The organism is Salmonella sp. 741265073_HBA (genome assembly GCF_046569105.1).
In the GTDB taxonomy this organism is placed as follows: domain Bacteria; phylum Pseudomonadota; class Gammaproteobacteria; order Enterobacterales; family Enterobacteriaceae; genus Salmonella; species Salmonella enterica.
Genome location: NZ_JBKFRY010000018.1, coordinates 35237 through 51684, shown reverse-complemented (window position 1 = coordinate 51684; position 16448 = coordinate 35237). Strand labels below are relative to the sequence as shown.

Genomic DNA, 16448 nt, shown 5'->3' with positions numbered 1-16448 from the left:
TCCACCCGTCGCGCAATGCCCGTCATATGGCGTCAACGCTGCTTATTTTCCGCACAAAAAGGCGTGGAAAATCGCGGGAAAATAAGGAAAGAGAATTGACTCCGGAGTGTACAATTATTACAATCCGGCCTCTTTAATCACCCACACTGTGGCGTAAGTCGTTCAAAGTTTGTTCGGGTATACGCAAAAGTCAGTGAATTTATTCAAGTTTAGGTAGAAATCGCCATGAAACGCACTTTTCAACCGTCTGTACTGAAGCGCAACCGTTCTCACGGCTTCCGTGCTCGTATGGCTACTAAAAATGGTCGTCAGGTTCTGGCACGTCGTCGTGCTAAAGGCCGCGCTCGTCTGACCGTTTCCAAGTAATAAAGCTAACCCCTGAGTGGTTAAGCTCGCATTTCCCAGGGAGTTACGTTTGTTAACTCCCGCTCATTTCACATTCGTCTTCCAGCAACCTCAACGGGCTGGCACGCCGCAAATCACCATCCTCGGCCGCCTGAATTCGCTGGGGCATCCCCGTATCGGTCTTACCGTCGCCAAGAAAAATGTTCGACGTGCGCATGAACGCAACCGGATTAAACGTCTGACGCGTGAAAGCTTCCGTCTGCGCCAGCATGAACTTCCTGCAATGGATTTCGTGGTGGTGGCGAAAAAAGGGGTTGCCGACCTCGATAACCGTGCTCTCTCGGAAGCGTTGGAAAAATTATGGCGCCGCCACTGTCGCCTGGCTCGCGGGTCCTGATAGCCCTTATTCGGGTCTATCAACGCCTGATCAGTCCGCTGCTTGGGCCGCATTGTCGTTTCACGCCAACGTGCTCAAGCTACGGAATTGAGGCATTGCGCAGGTTTGGAGTGATAAAAGGCAGTTGGTTGACGGTGAAACGCGTATTAAAATGCCACCCTTTACACCCTGGTGGTGACGATCCCGTCCCGCCCGGACCATTTGATACCAGAGAACACTAACGATGGATTCGCAACGCAATCTTTTAGTCATCGCTTTGCTGTTCGTGTCTTTCATGATCTGGCAAGCCTGGGAGCAGGATAAAAATCCGCAACCTCAGACTCAACAGACCACGCAGACAACGACCACCGCAGCGGGTAGCGCCGCCGACCAGGGCGTACCAGCCAGTGGCCAGGGGAAAATGATTACGGTGAAAACCGATGTGCTTGATTTGACTATCAACACCCGTGGTGGTGATGTCGAGCAGGCCTTGCTCCCGGCTTACCCGAAAGAACTGGGTTCCAACGAACCGTTCCAGCTGCTGGAAACCACCCCGCAGTTTATCTATCAGGCGCAAAGCGGCCTGACAGGCCGCGACGGCCCGGATAACCCGGCGAACGGCCCGCGTCCGCTGTACAACGTCGAGAAAGATGCGTTTGTACTGGCCGACGGTCAGAACGAACTGCAGGTTCCGATGACTTATACTGACGCCGCAGGCAACACGTTTACCAAAACGTTTGTCTTTAAGCGTGGCGATTATGCGGTTAACGTGAACTATAGCGTGCAGAACACCGGCGAAAAACCGCTGGAAGTATCCACCTTTGGTCAGTTAAAACAATCCGTCAACCTGCCTCCTCATCGCGACACCGGCAGCAGCAACTTTGCGCTGCATACGTTCCGCGGCGCAGCGTACTCCACGCCGGATGAGAAGTATGAGAAATACAAATTCGACACCATTGCCGATAACGAAAACCTCAACGTCAGCTCCAAAGGCGGTTGGGTGGCAATGTTGCAACAGTATTTCGCTACCGCATGGATTCCGCGTAACGACGGCACCAACAATTTCTACACCGCCAATCTGGGTAACGGCATTGTCGCTATCGGCTATAAAGCGCAGCCGGTACTGGTACAGCCAGGCCAGACTGGCGCGATGACCAGCACCCTGTGGGTCGGCCCGGAAATTCAGGATAAAATGGCGGCTGTTGCACCGCACCTGGATTTGACCGTGGACTACGGCTGGTTGTGGTTCATCTCTCAGCCGCTGTTCAAGTTGCTGAAGTGGATCCACAGCTTTGTGGGCAACTGGGGCTTCTCCATTATCATCATTACCTTTATCGTTCGCGGTATCATGTACCCGCTGACCAAAGCGCAGTACACGTCAATGGCGAAGATGCGTATGCTGCAGCCGAAAATTCAGGCGATGCGCGAACGTCTTGGCGATGATAAACAGCGCCAAAGCCAGGAGATGATGGCCCTGTACAAAGCGGAGAAGGTTAACCCGCTGGGCGGCTGCTTCCCGCTGATCATCCAGATGCCTATCTTCCTGGCGTTGTACTACATGCTGATGGGTTCCATTGAACTGCGTCATGCGCCGTTCGCGCTGTGGATTCATGACCTGTCCGCACAGGACCCGTACTACATTCTGCCGATCCTGATGGGCGTAACGATGTTCTTCATTCAGAAGATGTCGCCGACCACCGTGACCGACCCGATGCAGCAGAAGATCATGACCTTTATGCCGGTCATCTTTACGGTGTTCTTCCTGTGGTTCCCGTCAGGTCTGGTGCTGTACTATATCGTCAGCAACCTGGTCACCATCATTCAGCAGCAGCTGATTTACCGTGGTCTGGAGAAGCGTGGCCTGCATAGCCGCGAGAAGAAAAAATCCTGATTCGGTGTAGGCCGGATAAGGCGAAGCCGCCATCCGGCAAGGCGCGCCGGTCAGCCTGATGGCGCTAACGCTTATCAGGCCTACAATCAAAAGGCGGTCATATGACCGCCTTTTTTTATTGCAACAAAGTTGAGACTAACCATGAGCCATAACGACACTATCGTCGCCCAGGCAACCCCACCGGGACGCGGTGGCGTGGGTATCCTGCGTATCTCTGGTCTGAAGGCGCGAGACGTTGCGCAAGAGGTGCTGGGCAAGCTGCCGAAGCCGCGCTATGCCGACTACCTGCCGTTTAAAGACGTTGACGGCAGCGCGCTGGATCAGGGTATTGCGCTGTGGTTCCCCGGCCCGAACTCCTTCACCGGTGAAGATGTGCTGGAGCTACAAGGGCACGGCGGTCCGGTGATCCTGGACCTGCTGTTAAAACGTATCCTGACGCTTCCAGGCGTGCGCATTGCCCGACCGGGCGAGTTCTCCGAGCGAGCGTTCCTCAACGATAAGCTCGATTTAGCCCAGGCGGAAGCCATTGCCGACCTGATCGATGCCAGTTCCGAACAGGCGGCGCGTTCGGCGCTAAACTCGTTACAGGGGGCATTTTCCGCCCGCGTTAACCACCTTGTGGAAGCACTTACTCACCTGCGAATCTACGTCGAAGCGGCTATTGATTTTCCGGATGAGGAGATCGACTTTCTCTCTGACGGCAAAATCGAAGCGCAGCTCAATGGCGTCATCGCCGATCTTGACGCCGTGCGCACCGAAGCGCGCCAGGGCAGCCTGCTGCGCGAAGGGATGAAGGTAGTGATTGCCGGACGCCCGAATGCCGGGAAATCCAGCCTGCTGAATGCGCTGGCAGGCCGTGAAGCGGCCATTGTCACCGATATCGCCGGTACCACGCGCGACGTGTTGCGCGAGCATATTCACATCGACGGGATGCCGCTGCATATCATCGATACCGCCGGACTGCGCGACGCCAGCGACGAAGTTGAGCGTATCGGCATCGAACGCGCCTGGCAGGAGATTGAACAGGCCGATCGCGTGCTGTTTATGGTGGATGGCACCACGACGGACGCCGTGGACCCTGCCGACATCTGGCCGGACTTTATCGCCCGTCTGCCCAAAAATCTACCGATTACCGTGGTACGTAACAAGGCGGATATCACCGGCGAAACGCTGGGTATTAGTGAAGTAAATGGTCACTCACTGGTTCGCCTCTCGGCGCGTACCGGCGAAGGCGTCGACGTGTTGCGTAACCACCTCAAGCAGAGCATGGGTTTTGATACCAATATGGAAGGCGGCTTCCTGGCCCGTCGCCGTCACCTACAGGCGCTGGCGGAAGCCGCTGAACATCTTGAGCAGGGCAAAGCGCAGTTATTAGGCGCATGGGCGGGGGAACTGCTGGCGGAAGAGTTGCGCCTGGCGCAGCAAAGCTTAAGCGAGATTACCGGCGAGTTTACCTCCGACGACCTGCTGGGACGGATTTTCTCCAGCTTCTGTATTGGCAAATAACGTTGTGTTGCCCGGTGGCGCGATGCTTACCGGGCCTACAAAACCCGTAAGTCGGATAAGGCGTTTATGCTGCCATCCGGCAGCAATGATTTCCCATGCGGAAATCACTGTTGTCCAAATGGCAACTCGTCTCGCGCAACGTCGCCCCGTATTCTTAGCGCCACACTTTTCGTGAGGCCGCTATGAAACGTTTTCTACTGTGTAGTTTTGCCCTGGTTTTACTCTATCCTGCCGGTATTGATATGTATCTGGTCGGTTTACCGCGTATAGCCGCCGATCTGAACGCCAGCGAGGCGCAGTTGCATATCGCCTTCTCCGTTTACCTGGCCGGAATGGCGACGGCCATGCTGTTTGCCGGGAAGATAGCCGACCAGTCAGGCCGCAAGCCGGTCGCGATCGTCGGCGCGCTCGTCTTTATGATGGCCTCACTGCTTTGTTCACGGGCGTCGGAAGGCTCGCTATTTCTGAGTGGACGTTTTCTTCAGGGAGTAGGCGCAGGCGGCTGCTATGTGGTGGCGTTCGCCATTCTGCGCGACACGCTTGATGAGCATCGCCGGGCGAAAGTGCTGTCATTATTGAATGGGATTACCTGTATTGTGCCGGTACTCGCCCCGGTGGTGGGGCATTTGATTATGCTTCGTTTCCCCTGGCAAAGTCTGTTCTATACGATGTCCGCGATGGGCATTATTGTGGGCCTGTTATCACTGTTTATCCTGCGCGAGACGCGCCCGGCAAGGCTGGCTCCACGCGATTTATCACGATCGTCGCCCGCCGCCGAGTCGCTGGTTAACCGTTTTTTCGTTAGTCGACTAGCGATCACCACCCTTAGCGTGTCGGTGATCCTGACCTTCGTCAATGCCTCTCCAGTGCTGCTGATGGAGGTGATGGGATTTAGTCGTGGCGACTATGCCATTACCATGGCGCTCACCGCAGGCGTCAGTATGGTCGTCTCTTTTTCTACCCCTTTTGCGCTTGGGTTATTTAAGCCGCGAACTTTAATGCTCGTCTCACAGGGGCTGTTTTTGACGGCTGGCGTGACGTTAAGCCTTGCTCATACCAATACCGTCACGCTCTTTGGCCTGACGCTTATCTGCGCCGGATTCTCGGTTGGTTTTGGCGTCGCGATGAGCCAGGCGCTGGGGCCGTTTTCGCTGCGCGCCGGAGTGGCCAGTTCCACGCTGGGTATCGCGCAGGTTTGCGGTTCATCACTGTGGATTTGGCTGGCGGCAATACTCGGTATCAGCGCGATGAATATGCTGATCGGGATTCTGATTGGTTGTAGCATAGTGAGTATTCTGCTGATCTTCTCCGTCACGCCCAACAGGTCCGTAGCCGAGCATGAAGAAATCCCTTACCAATCTCGATCTTAATCTGCTGTTATGCCTACAGTTACTCATGCAGGAGCGCAGCGTCACTAAAGCTGCAAAACGGATGAACGTAACGCCCTCTGCGGTCAGCAAATCGCTGGCGAAACTCCGGGCATGGTTTGACGATCCGCTGTTCGTCAATACGCCGCTGGGCCTGGCGCCGACGCCGCTGATGGTCAGTATGGAGCAAAGTCTGGCGGACTGGATGCAGATGGGGAACCAACTGCTTGATAAGCCGCATCATCAAACGCCGCGCGGTTTAAAATTTGAGTTGGCGGCAGAGTCGCCGCTGATGATGATTATGTTTAATTCACTGTCGCAGCAGATTTATCAGCGCTATCCGCAGGCTACCATTAAGGTTCGCAACTGGGATTATGACTCGCTGGAGGCGATTACGCGTGGGGAAGTCGATATCGGATTTACCGGACGCGAAAGCCATCCCCGCTCGCGAGAATTGCTCAGTCTGTTGCCGCTCGCGATTGATTTTGAGGTGTTGTTTAGCGATTTGCCGTGGGTCTGGCTGCGGGAAGATCATCCGGCGCTGCGCGAAGCGTGGGATCTGGACACATTTCTGCGCTACCCGCATATCAGTATTTGCTGGGAGCAAAGCGATACCTGGGCGCTGGATGATGTCCTGCAAGAAATGGGACGCAAACGCCATATCGCGTTGAGCCTGCCGGGGTTCGAGCAGTCGCTCTTTATGGCCGCCCAGCCGGATCACACCCTGATAGCAACCGCGCCGCGCTATTGCCAGCACTACAATCAGCTCCACCAGCTACCGTTAGTGGCGCGCCCCCTGCCTTTTGATGCGCAACAGCGGGAAAAGCTGATGGTGCCGTTTACCCTATTATGGCACAAACGTAATAGTCATAATCCCAAGATTGTGTGGCTACGACAGGCTATCAACACGCTCTGCCGTCGCCTTATCTGACCACCTGCGTTGATAAATTAACCTTCCTCTTACCAGAAATGTCACCGTCTGATTAAAGAACGTTCTGAAATTGAATTTTTAGCGCGTAAAACCTGTCCATAATTTACGTTAATGTTACTCTCGTCATTATCACGGCCCATTAATCACGGAGCGAAAAATGGCGACTCACTTTGCCAGAGGGATACTTACGGAGGGACAGTTGGTTTCAATTCGTCTCTCTTCGTCTTGCCATATTGAAGCCAGAAACCTGCCTGCTCACCGACGAACGCGTTTTCTCGCCTCCAGAGGCCTTCTTGCCGAACTGATGTTTATGCTGTACGGAATTAGCGAGCTGCCGGAAATCATTATTCAGGCGAAAGGTAAACCCGCGTTTCGTGACAAAAATCTGCCAGGTTTTTCTATCTCCTACGCCGGAAATATGGTTGGCGTGGCGTTGACCACCGAAGGAGAGTGCGGGCTGGATATGGAATTACAGCGCACCTCCCGCGGCTTTCACCATCCGCATTCGCTCGAACGCCACCCTTTCTCCCGCAATGAAAACTTATGGGTAGCCAATCAAAACGATCCCAACGAAGCGCGAGCGCAACTCATCACATTGCGCCAGAGCGTGTTAAAACTCACCGGCGATGTCATGAATGACGATCCGCGGGAGCTGCAACTTTTACCCGTTGCCGGACGCCTGAAGTGCGCGCATGTCACACAGCTTGAAGCCGTATGCGATGCGGAAGATGTGCTGGTATGGTCCGTAACCGTTACGCCAGCGATAGAAAAATTAAAAGTGTGGGAGTTCGATGGCAAACTGGGCTGGAAAAGCCTGCTCGATATCCAGACGCGCGCCAATGAGCCAACCGGCCGTCTGATGCGATTCGCCCAACTCCCCGCCGCCAAATCGTATACGCTTAATCGTTCATAATGAAAAAAGGGGCACGTATGTCTGAAACGCTGAATGTGGTTACACTGCTGGGAAGTTTACGCAAAGGTTCCTTTAACGGGATGGTGGCGCGTACGCTGCCTAAAGTCGCGCCGGCAGGAATGACGGTATCGCCGCTGCCTTCGATCGGGGATATTCCGCTGTATGACGCCGATATCCAGCAGGAAGAGGGATTTCCAGCCAGCGTAGAGGCGCTGGCGGAGCAGATTCGCAACGCCGACGGCGTCGTCATTGTGACGCCGGAATATAACTATTCCGTTCCCGGCGGCCTGAAGAATGCCATCGACTGGCTATCCCGTCTGCCTGAGCAGCCGCTGGCGGGTAAGCCCGTTCTTATCCAGACCAGTTCAATGGGGGCGATTGGCGGCGCGCGCTGCCAGTATCATCTGCGCCAGATTCTGGTGTTCCTTGATGCAATGGTGATGAACAAACCGGAATTTATGGGCGGCGTGATTCAGAATAAAGTCGACCCGCAACTGGGCGAAGTGGTGGATCAGGGAACGTTAGATCATTTGACCGGTCAGTTGACCGCATTTGGCGAGTATATTCAGCGCGTTAAAGCGTAAGTTCGTTAAAAACCCTCCCCCCGATGGGGCGAGGGTTCATTTCATCAGTGTGCGTCAATAAACACAATCTTCAGCACGAATAACAGCGCGACAATCACTACGCACGGGCTAAGGTCGCGCAGGCGACCGGTACCGATTTTCATCACGCAGTAGGAGATAAAGCCCAGCGCGATACCTTCGGTGATCGAGAAGCTAAACGGCATCATTACCGCCGTAATAAACGCCGGGACCGATTCGGTTAAATCCTGCCAGTTTACCCGCGCCAGGCTGGAGGTCATCAGCACGCCGACGTAAATCAGCGCGCCCGCCGCCGCGTAAGGCGGCACCATGCCCGCCAGCGGCGACAGGAAGATAACCAGCAGGAACAAAATACCGACCACCACCGCCGTCAAACCGGTGCGACCGCCCACCGAAACGCCGGAAGACGATTCAATATAAGCGGTCACAGAAGACGTTCCGACAAATGCGCCAGTGACGGAAGAGATACTATCAACAAACAGCGCCTGCTTCATGCGCGGGAATTTGCCTTTCTCATCCGCCAGGCCGGCTTTATCGGTCACGCCAATCAGCGTACCGGAGGAGTCAAACAGGTTTACCAGCATGAAGGAGAAAATAACCCCCGCCAGGCCAAGATTGAACGAGCCTGCCAAATCGACATGCCCTACCACGCTGGTGACGCTTGGCGGCGCGGAGACAATGCCGTTGTAGTGTACATCGCCCATCATCCAGCCAAGCAGCGTCGTGACGATGATGGACACCAGCACCGCCGCATGAATGTTGCGCGAAGCGAGAATCGCAATAATAAAGAATCCGAGAACCCCCAGCAGCACGCTGTGCGAGGTCAGGTTGCCGATGCTGACCAGCGTTTCCGGGTTAGCGACGATCACGCCGGCGTTTTTCAGCCCCATCATGCCGATAAACAGGCCGATGCCGCTGGTGATGCCCACGCGCAGGCTGACCGGAATGTTGGCGATCATCCAGTAACGCACGCGGAAGATAGTCAGCAATAAAAGACCAACAGCGCCCCAGAAAATGGCGCCCATGCCTACCTGCCACGGCAGTCCCATTGCCTGCACAACCACGAAGGCAAAGAACGCGTTCAGCCCCATCGCGGGCGCCAGCGCCACCGGCAGGTTAGCGAACAGGCCCATCAGAATACTGCCAAAGGCCGCAATCAGACAGGTGGTCACAAAGACGGCGCTGGTGTCCATGCCAGCTACGCCCAGAATTTGCGGGTTAACAAAAACGATATAAACCATCGTCAGGAAAGTGGTAAAACCGGCGATCACTTCGGTTCGTGCCGTCGTGCCATGTTCGCGCAGTTTAAACACGCGTTCCAGCATACCCTGACCAGAAGCCTGGGTGGTGTGTTGTTGACTCATTATCAATTTCCGGAGAAAGGAGGGAAAATTCGCCGTTATCCTATACCAAAATGCGACACCTGGCGCAGTTGTGTGGTAATTTTTTCACTCAATTTGTTAGTACGGCAACGATTGCGTCCCCTCATTCAGCATTACGTAAACGTTAAACTTGTTAAAATGGAAATGACATGTCCCAAATCGAAGCGGTGTTTTTTGACTGTGACGGCACGCTGGTCGACAGTGAAGTGATTTGCTCGCGCGCCTATGTCACTATGTTCCGGCAGTTCGGCATTACGCTTGAGCTCACGGAAGTATTCAGACGCTTTAAGGGCGTAAAACTCTACGAAATTATCGATACCATCAGTAAAGAGCATGGCGTTGCGCTGGCAAAGGCGGAGCTGGAATCCGTGTATCGCGCCGAGGTTGCGCGTCTGTTCGATACCGAACTGGAAGCGATCGCGGGCGCAAATACCCTGCTGGAGAGCATTAAGACGCCCATGTGCGTGGTATCCAACGGGCCGGTCAGTAAGATGCAGCATTCGCTGGGTAAACTGGGCATGTTGCATCATTTTCCCGATTTACTGTTTAGCGGTTACGATATTCAACGCTGGAAGCCCGATCCGGCGCTGATGCTCCATGCGGCGAACGCCATGAAAGTCAATGTTGAGAAGTGTATTCTGGTGGATGATTCCAGCGCAGGCGCGCAGTCAGGAATTGCGGCGGGAATGGAAGTGTTTTATTTCTGCGCCGATCCGCATAACAAGCCGATCGATCACCCTAACGTGACGACGTTTACCGATTTGGCGCAGTTGCCGGGATTGTGGAAAGCGCGCGGGTGGGAGATTACGCGTTAACTGAAATGCCGGATGGCGTTGACGCTTATCCGGCCTACAGCATCTGTACCTGTAGGCCCGGTACGCGCAGCGCCACCGGGCAAAAGAATGAGATTTACTCTTTCGGGTCTTTCCCCGCCAGCAGCTTATCCAGCTCATCGCCGCCCACGTGACGGAAGTCTTGCCCCTTCACGAAGTAGAAGATGTATTCGCAGATATTCTGGCAGCGGTCGCCGATACGCTCGATAGAGCGCGCGCAGAATAACGCGGTCAGCACGCTGGGAATCGTGCGCGAGTCTTCCATCATGTAGGTCATCAGCTGACGCACGATGCCTTCATATTCCTGGTCAACTTTCTTGTCTTCACGGTAGATACGCACCGCTTCGTCGAGATCCATCCGCGCGAACGCATCCAGAACGTCGTGCAGCATCTGCACGGTGTGGCGGCCCAGTGACTCCAGACTCACCAACAGCGGCTGGTGCTGCTGGGAGAATTTCTCCAGCGCGGTACGGCAGATTTTATCCGCCACGTCGCCAATGCGCTCCAGTTCGGCGATGGTTTTGATAATCGCCATCACCAGACGCAGATCGCTCGCCGTCGGCTGGCGCTTGGCGATAATACGCACGCAGGCTTCATCGATGGCGACTTCCATCATATTAACCTGATGGTCGCCTTCTACCACGCGCTTCGCCAGCTCGCTGTCCTGGTTGTGCATGGCGGTGATAGCGTCAGAAAGCTGCTGCTCCACCATGCCGCCCATGGTCATTACCTGAGTGCGGATGCTTTCCAGTTCGGCGTTGAACTGGCCGGAAATATGTTTATTAAGGTTCAGACTGTCCATTACGCACTCCTGAATTAACCGTAACGACCGGTGATATAGTCTTCTGTTTGTTTCTTCGCGGGCTTGGTGAACAGATCGTCCGTGTTGCTGAACTCAATCAACTCGCCCAGGTACATAAACGCCGTATGATCGGAGCAACGTGCCGCCTGCTGCATGTTGTGGGTCACGATCACCACGGTGTAATCCTGTTTCAGCTCGGTGATCAGCTCTTCAATACGCCCGGTAGAGATCGGGTCCAGAGCTGAACATGGCTCATCCAGCAGCAACACTTCCGGGCGAATGGCGATACCACGCGCAATGCACAGGCGCTGCTGCTGACCACCGGAGAGAGAGTACCCGCTCTGGTGCAATTTATCTTTGGTTTCGTTCCATAATGCGGCTTTGGTCAACGCCCACTGCACGCGCTCGTCCATATCGGCGCGAGACAGCTTCTCAAACAGACGCACGCCAAAGGCGATATTGTCATAGATGGACATCGGGAACGGCGTCGGCTTCTGGAATACCATCCCCACTTTTGCGCGCAGCAGCGCGATATCCTGGGTGTTGGTGAGAATATTGTCGCCATCCAGCAGAATTTCACCTTCCGCGCGCTGCTCCGGATAAAGCGAATACATTTTATTGAAGGTACGCAGTAGCGTTGATTTACCGCAGCCGGATGGCCCGATAAATGCCGTTACCTGATTCTTCGCGATATCCAGATTAATGTTCTTCAGGGCATGGAATTTGCCGTAGTAGAAGTTCAAATCACGAACCTGAATCTTACTCGGGGCAGTTTCAACCATACTCATTTCACTCTTTTCCTCATCATGCCTGATGGCGCTTCGCTTATCAGGCCTACATATATGTCAACCGTAGGCCGGATAAGGCGTTTACGCCGCCATCCGGCAAGGTATTAAACTTAACCGTGTTTCTTCTTGGCGAAAATCACGCGCGCCAGAATATTCAGCAGCAGTACGCACAGGGTAATAATCAGCACGCCCGCCCAGGCTAATTGTTGCCATTCGGCAAACGGGCTCATCGCGAATTTAAAAATGGTCACCGGCAGGTTGGCGATCGGCTGCATCATGTCGGTGCTCCAGAACTGGTTCGAGAGCGCGGTAAACAACAATGGCGCCGTTTCCCCGGCGATACGCGCAATAGCCAGCAGGATACCGGTCATAATGCCGGAGATAGAGGCTTTCAGCGTAATCGCGGAGATCATCTTCCACTTCGGCGTACCCAGCGCATAAGCGGCTTCACGCAGGCTATCCGGCACCAATTTGAGCATGTTTTCAGTGGTACGGATAACGATCGGTACCTGCAACAGCGCCAGCGCAATCACCCCTGCCCAACCGGAGAAGTGCTGCATCTGCGCCACCACGATGGTGTAAACAAACAGCCCCACAACAATTGACGGCGCGGAAAGCAGAATGTCGTTAATAAAGCGAATGATTTCCGCCAGCCAGGATTTACGGCCATATTCCGCCAGATAGATTCCGGCCATAATCCCCAGCGGCGTACCCAATACGGTAGCCCAGAGAATCAACAATCCACTCCCCGCCAGGGCGTTCGCCAGCCCGCCACCCGCCGTGTTCGGCGGCGGCGTCATTTCGGTAAACAGCGCCAGCGACATCCCGTCGATACCACGGGTGATAGTGGACATCAAAATCCAGATCAGCCAGAACAGGCCAAATGCCATCGTCGCCATTGATAGCGTTAGTGCGATACGGTTCTTCATGCGGCGACGCGCCTGCATCTTGCGACGGGATTCCGCGAGCTGCGCGGTGTTCTGCATATCAAGCGTAGCCATTAACGTGCTCCCTCGTTCTTCGCCAGACGCATAATCATGAACTTAGACGCCGCCAGGACGATAAAGGTGATCACAAACAGGATCAGCCCCAGTTCCATCAACGCTGCCACGTGCAGACCCGATTCCGCCTCAGCGAATTCGTTCGCCAGCGCGGAAGTGATGCTGTTGCCCGGCATATACAGCGACGCGCTGTCGAGCTGGTAAGTGTTGCCGATGATAAAAGTGACCGCCATCGTTTCACCCAGAGCACGGCCCAACCCCAGCATAATGCCGCCGATCACGCCATTTTTGGTGAACGGTAGCACGATGCGCCAGATAACTTCCCAGGTAGTGCAGCCGATACCGTAAGCGGACTCTTTCATCATTACCGGCGTTTGCTCGAAGACGTCGCGCATAACCGCCGCAATGTAGGGGATGATCATGATGGCGAGGATGACGCCCGCCGCCAGAATGCCGATACCAAATGCCGGGCCGGAGAACAGCGCGCCGACAAACGGAATGTTGGAAAGAATATTGCCGACCGGCTCCTGGAAGTACGTCGCAAACAGCGGCGCGAAGATAAACAGCCCCCACATGCCGTACACGATACTGGGGATCGCCGCCAGCAGCTCAATGGCGATGCCGAGCGGACGCTTTAGCCAGCCTGGCGCCAGCTCGGTTAAAAACAGGGCAATGCCGAAACTGACCGGAACGGCGATCAGCAGTGCGATAAAGGAGGTCACCAGCGTGCCGTAAATAGGCACCAGTGCGCCGTAGATATCGTTTGGCGCGTCCCATTCCTTAGTCCAAAGAAATGAGAAACCAAATTTCTGGATACTTGGCCAGGAGGAGATGATCAATGAGACGATAATACCGCCCAACATCAATAGCACAATCAGCGCAGCCAGTTTTACCAGCGCGCTGAAAATCATGTCGCCTTTTTTACCCGGCGGGTTAAAAGCAGGCTTGGTTGCAGCCATAAATTACTCTTTCCATTAAACGCGTTTTACGACGTTGCCCCTGCCGGATGGCGCTACGCTTATCCGGCCTACAACGTGGGCCTGCGGTCGAAACCGTAGGGCGGATAAGCGTAGCGCCATCCGCCAATTCGTTAATTAATACAGCGCCTTACCGTTGCTGTCTTTTATACTGGTCTTCCAGGCGGTACGAACCTGCTCAACAACGTTATCCGGCAGGCTGGCGTAGTCCAGATCATTCGCCTGCTTAGCGCCATTTTTGTAGGCCCAGTCGAAGAACTTCAGCACTTCAGCACCCTGCTCAGGTTTCTTCTGCGCTTTGTGGACCAGGATAAAGGTGGTGGAGGTGATTGGCCACACATCGTCACCTTTCTGGTTGGTCAGATCCTGCGCGAAGGTTTTGCTCCAGTCTGCGCCTTTCGCCGCATTAGAGAAGCTCTCTTCCGTCGGGCTTACCGGTTTACCGTCGGCAGAAACCAGTTTGGTGTAGGCCAGGTTGTTCTGCTTGGCATACGCATACTCAACGTAGCCAATAGCGCCTGGCAGACGCTGTACAAATGCCGCGATGCCGTCGTTACCTTTACCGCCCAGGCCGGTTGGCCAGTTCACGGTAGAACCCGCGCCCACTTTCGATTTCCACTCGTCGTTGACTTTCGCCAGGTAACTGGTGAACACGAAGGAAGTACCGGAACCGTCAGCGCGACGCACCACAGCGATGTTCTGAGAAGGCAGCTTCACGCCTGGGTTCAGTTTGGTGATGGCTTCATCATCCCACTTTTTGATTTTACCGAGGTAGATGTCACCCAGTGTTTTACCATCCAGCACCAGTTCGCCGGATTTGAGGCCTGGAATATTCACCGCCAGCACCACGCCGCCGATCACCGTCGGGAACTGGAACAGGCCTTCCTGATTCAGTTTTTCGTCAGACAGCGGCGCATCGGAAGCGCCAAAATCAACGGTATTCGCGGTGATTTGTTTCACGCCGCCGGAAGAGCCTATCCCCTGGTAATTGACTTTGTTACCGGTTTCTTTCTGGTAGGTATCCGCCCATTTGGCATACACCGGCGCAGGAAACGTTGCACCGGCACCTGTCAGGCTTGCTGCTGCAAAGGCAGAGAACGCGCTCATCGATAAGGTCGCGGCGACAACAGTTGCGACAGTGGTACGCATAACTTTCATAATGTCTCCTGCACGGTTTCGGTAAATCATTGTTTGAGTTGCTACGATGAGCAAAATAGGACAAATTGATGACAGTTATATGTCTTGATTATGACGGTTTGATGACAATGGAAATAAAAAAAGCTGGCCCGGGGAGACACCAGACCAGCCTGCAGGGGGAGATGAATTAAACTGTTTGCGCAACCACAGACGGTTTCAACAGCGCGTACATCAGGCCGCAGACAATCGTGCCCAAGGCAATCGAGAGCAGGTACTGCATCACATGTTCCACCGCATGTGGGATCGCCAGGACAAAGAGGCCGCCGTGTGGCGCCATCAGTGTACAACCGAAATACATGGACAGTCCCCCGGCGATTGCGCCACCGACCATCGTAGAAGGGATGACGCGCATCGGGTCACGCGCGGCGAAGGGAATCGCCCCTTCAGAGATAAAGCACAGCCCCAGGATAAAGGATGCATTACCCGCTTCATGCTCAGCGGCATTGAATTTCGCTCTGGCCGCCCAGGTTGCGACGCCCATTCCTAATGCCGGTACCATCCCTGCCGCCATAATGGCCGCCATTGGCATATAAGAATGAGAAGCCAGTAAACCGACGCCGAAGGTATACGCAGCTTTATTCACCGGCCCGCCAAGGTCAAAACCTTGCATTGCGCCCAGCAACATTCCCAGCAAAATAGCATTCGTAGAGGTCATATTCCCCAGGAACGTCGTCAGCCCTTCCATCACTGCAGAAACGGGGCCACCCACCACGTAAATCATGATTAGGCCGGTAATCAGCGTAGACAGTAGCGGCAGAACCAGCACAGGTTTAAGCGCTTCCATCGACGCCGGCAGCTTAATATTTTGCGCCAGAAACCGTACGCTGTAACCGGCCAGAAAACCGGCCACAATCCCTCCCAGGAAACCAGCACCGCACAGGCTGGCCAACATCCCGCCAATAAGCCCCGGGGCCAGACCCGGACGATCGGCAATTGAGAAGGCAATAAACCCAGCCAGTACCGGCACCATCAGCGCAAAGGCCGCCTTACCACCAATTTGAAATAGCGCAGCCGCCAGCGTGCCCGGCTCGTTGAAGGCCTGGATACCGAAGACAAAAGAGAGTGCGATACACAATCCTCCCGCCACCACCAAAGGAAGCATATGGGATACGCCGGTCATTAAATGCTTATAAACGCCAGGTAGCTCTGTTTTACCAGCTGAAGAAGAGCGCCCGGCACTCCCCTGATAGACCTCGGCGCTATTGAAAGCATTATCCATTTCCTGCGCACTCTTTTTTAGCGCCGCGCCGGTACTGGTGCGATAGAGTCTTTTGCCAACAAAGCCTGACAGATCCAGTTCAATATCCGCCGCGATAATCACCACATCCGCTTGCGCTATCTCTTCCGCGGTCAGCGTGTTCTTCGCCCCGACGGAACCGCGGGTTTCAACCTTGATCCAGTCACCACGCTTGCGGGCTTCAATTTCCAACGCTTCTGCCGCCATAAAGGTATGGGCGACGCCCGTCGGACAGGCCGTCACAGCAACAATTTTTTTAGTCATAGTAGGGTACCCTGTTCTTTTAATTTAAAGAAAAAG

At 54.7% G+C, this 16448-nt stretch carries 17 protein-coding genes; 10 read left to right on the top strand and 7 right to left on the bottom strand.

Annotated features, from left to right (window positions below):
* The first annotated feature begins 225 nt into the window (after window positions 1–225).
* The 9 genes from rpmH (at window position 226) to ACLD3P_RS19695 (ending at window position 7913) form a co-directional block, all read left to right on the top strand.
* Window positions 226–366 (top strand): 50S ribosomal protein L34, encoded by a 141-nt coding sequence (gene rpmH, locus ACLD3P_RS19735; RefSeq protein ID WP_000831330.1) that lies wholly within the window; start codon window positions 226–228, stop codon window positions 364–366.
* A 16-nt stretch (window positions 367–382) separates the two neighbouring features.
* On the top strand, window positions 383–742 hold the full coding sequence (gene rnpA / locus ACLD3P_RS19730) for a ribonuclease P protein component (RefSeq protein WP_000239725.1): 360 nt from the start codon (window positions 383–385) through the stop codon (window positions 740–742).
* Window positions 706–963 (top strand): membrane protein insertion efficiency factor YidD, encoded by a 258-nt coding sequence (gene yidD / locus ACLD3P_RS19725; protein WP_001307474.1) that lies wholly within the window; start codon window positions 706–708, stop codon window positions 961–963. The genes rnpA and yidD overlap by 37 nt, the downstream gene beginning before the upstream one ends.
* Window positions 964–965: 2 nt before the next feature.
* The gene (yidC, locus tag ACLD3P_RS19720) at window positions 966–2612 is read left to right on the top strand and encodes a membrane protein insertase YidC (RefSeq protein ID WP_000378278.1); all 1647 of its coding nucleotides are present in this window, start codon (window positions 966–968) and stop codon (window positions 2610–2612) included.
* A 141-nt stretch (window positions 2613–2753) separates the two neighbouring features.
* Entirely contained in the window at window positions 2754–4118 is a 1365-nt protein-coding gene (gene mnmE, locus ACLD3P_RS19715) for a tRNA uridine-5-carboxymethylaminomethyl(34) synthesis GTPase MnmE (RefSeq protein ID WP_000019081.1), read from the top strand.
* Between the two features lie 182 nt (window positions 4119–4300).
* A complete protein-coding gene (locus ACLD3P_RS19710) occupies window positions 4301–5488 on the top strand; it encodes an MFS transporter (protein ID WP_001608974.1) in 1188 nt (395 codons plus the stop codon).
* Window positions 5457–6416, top strand: coding sequence for an HTH-type transcriptional regulator YidZ (gene yidZ / locus ACLD3P_RS19705; RefSeq protein ID WP_000749365.1), 960 nt, complete (start codon window positions 5457–5459; stop codon window positions 6414–6416). Before ACLD3P_RS19710 ends, yidZ begins: the two co-directional genes overlap by 32 nt.
* A 157-nt stretch (window positions 6417–6573) precedes the next feature.
* The gene (locus ACLD3P_RS19700; RefSeq protein ID WP_411006632.1) at window positions 6574–7329 is read left to right on the top strand and encodes a 4'-phosphopantetheinyl transferase family protein; all 756 of its coding nucleotides are present in this window, start codon (window positions 6574–6576) and stop codon (window positions 7327–7329) included.
* Window positions 7329–7913, top strand: a complete 585-nt coding sequence (locus ACLD3P_RS19695; RefSeq protein ID WP_079946062.1) for an NADPH-dependent FMN reductase — start codon at window positions 7329–7331, stop codon at window positions 7911–7913. The genes ACLD3P_RS19700 and ACLD3P_RS19695 overlap by 1 nt, the downstream gene beginning before the upstream one ends.
* Window positions 7914–7957: 44 nt before the next feature.
* Here the strand turns inward: ACLD3P_RS19695 and adeP are convergent, their stop codons facing one another.
* Window positions 7958–9295, bottom strand: a complete 1338-nt coding sequence (adeP, locus tag ACLD3P_RS19690; RefSeq protein WP_001519317.1) for an adenine permease AdeP — start codon at window positions 9293–9295, stop codon at window positions 7958–7960.
* Between the two features lie 167 nt (window positions 9296–9462).
* Between adeP and yieH the strand changes: the two genes are divergently transcribed.
* Window positions 9463–10128 carry a 6-phosphogluconate phosphatase gene (yieH, locus tag ACLD3P_RS19685; protein ID WP_411006633.1) on the top strand — a complete coding sequence of 222 codons (666 nt, stop codon included), beginning with the start codon at window positions 9463–9465 and terminating at the stop codon, window positions 10126–10128.
* Window positions 10129–10222: 94 nt separating this feature from the next.
* Here the strand turns inward: yieH and phoU are convergent, their stop codons facing one another.
* The 6 genes from phoU to ACLD3P_RS19655 form a co-directional block, all read right to left on the bottom strand.
* Window positions 10223–10948, bottom strand: coding sequence for a phosphate signaling complex protein PhoU (gene phoU / locus ACLD3P_RS19680; RefSeq protein WP_000377800.1), 726 nt, complete (start codon window positions 10946–10948; stop codon window positions 10223–10225).
* A gap of 14 nt (window positions 10949–10962) precedes the next feature.
* Window positions 10963–11736, bottom strand: coding sequence for a phosphate ABC transporter ATP-binding protein PstB (pstB, locus tag ACLD3P_RS19675; protein ID WP_000063118.1), 774 nt, complete (start codon window positions 11734–11736; stop codon window positions 10963–10965).
* A gap of 110 nt (window positions 11737–11846) precedes the next feature.
* Complete coding sequence (gene pstA / locus ACLD3P_RS19670) at window positions 11847–12737, bottom strand: phosphate ABC transporter permease PstA (protein ID WP_000212196.1); 891 nt, start codon at window positions 12735–12737, stop codon at window positions 11847–11849.
* Window positions 12737–13696, bottom strand: a complete 960-nt coding sequence (gene pstC / locus ACLD3P_RS19665; RefSeq protein WP_000741630.1) for a phosphate ABC transporter permease PstC — start codon at window positions 13694–13696, stop codon at window positions 12737–12739. The genes pstA and pstC overlap by 1 nt, the downstream gene beginning before the upstream one ends.
* Window positions 13697–13831: 135 nt before the next feature.
* Complete coding sequence (gene pstS, locus ACLD3P_RS19660; RefSeq protein ID WP_000867131.1) at window positions 13832–14872, bottom strand: phosphate ABC transporter substrate-binding protein PstS; 1041 nt, start codon at window positions 14870–14872, stop codon at window positions 13832–13834.
* Between the two features lie 166 nt (window positions 14873–15038).
* The gene (locus ACLD3P_RS19655; RefSeq protein ID WP_000162546.1) at window positions 15039–16412 is read right to left on the bottom strand and encodes a fructose-specific PTS transporter subunit EIIC; all 1374 of its coding nucleotides are present in this window, start codon (window positions 16410–16412) and stop codon (window positions 15039–15041) included.
* Window positions 16413–16448: the final 36 nt, after the last annotated feature.

Excerpts from the sequence above, each read along its gene's own strand:
- ACLD3P_RS19655 (WP_000162546.1), bottom strand. The coding sequence starts at position 16,412 with ATGACTAAAAAAATTGTTGCTGTGACGGCCTGTCCGACGGGCGTCGCC.
- yidD (WP_001307474.1), top strand. The coding sequence starts at position 706 with ATGGCGCCGCCACTGTCGCCTGGCTCGCGGGTCCTGATAGCCCTTATT.
- adeP (WP_001519317.1), bottom strand. The coding sequence starts at position 9,295 with ATGAGTCAACAACACACCACCCAGGCTTCTGGTCAGGGTATGCTGGAA.
- yieH (WP_411006633.1), top strand. The coding sequence starts at position 9,463 with ATGTCCCAAATCGAAGCGGTGTTTTTTGACTGTGACGGCACGCTGGTC.
- pstB (WP_000063118.1), bottom strand. The coding sequence starts at position 11,736 with ATGAGTATGGTTGAAACTGCCCCGAGTAAGATTCAGGTTCGTGATTTG.
- yidC (WP_000378278.1), top strand. The coding sequence starts at position 966 with ATGGATTCGCAACGCAATCTTTTAGTCATCGCTTTGCTGTTCGTGTCT.
- ACLD3P_RS19700 (WP_411006632.1), top strand. The coding sequence starts at position 6,574 with ATGGCGACTCACTTTGCCAGAGGGATACTTACGGAGGGACAGTTGGTT.
- pstA (WP_000212196.1), bottom strand. The coding sequence starts at position 12,737 with ATGGCTACGCTTGATATGCAGAACACCGCGCAGCTCGCGGAATCCCGT.
- pstC (WP_000741630.1), bottom strand. The coding sequence starts at position 13,696 with ATGGCTGCAACCAAGCCTGCTTTTAACCCGCCGGGTAAAAAAGGCGAC.
- ACLD3P_RS19695 (WP_079946062.1), top strand. The coding sequence starts at position 7,329 with ATGAAAAAAGGGGCACGTATGTCTGAAACGCTGAATGTGGTTACACTG.
- pstS (WP_000867131.1), bottom strand. The coding sequence starts at position 14,872 with ATGAAAGTTATGCGTACCACTGTCGCAACTGTTGTCGCCGCGACCTTA.
- ACLD3P_RS19710 (WP_001608974.1), top strand. The coding sequence starts at position 4,301 with ATGAAACGTTTTCTACTGTGTAGTTTTGCCCTGGTTTTACTCTATCCT.
- mnmE (WP_000019081.1), top strand. The coding sequence starts at position 2,754 with ATGAGCCATAACGACACTATCGTCGCCCAGGCAACCCCACCGGGACGC.
- phoU (WP_000377800.1), bottom strand. The coding sequence starts at position 10,948 with ATGGACAGTCTGAACCTTAATAAACATATTTCCGGCCAGTTCAACGCC.
- rpmH (WP_000831330.1), top strand. The coding sequence starts at position 226 with ATGAAACGCACTTTTCAACCGTCTGTACTGAAGCGCAACCGTTCTCAC.
- yidZ (WP_000749365.1), top strand. The coding sequence starts at position 5,457 with ATGAAGAAATCCCTTACCAATCTCGATCTTAATCTGCTGTTATGCCTA.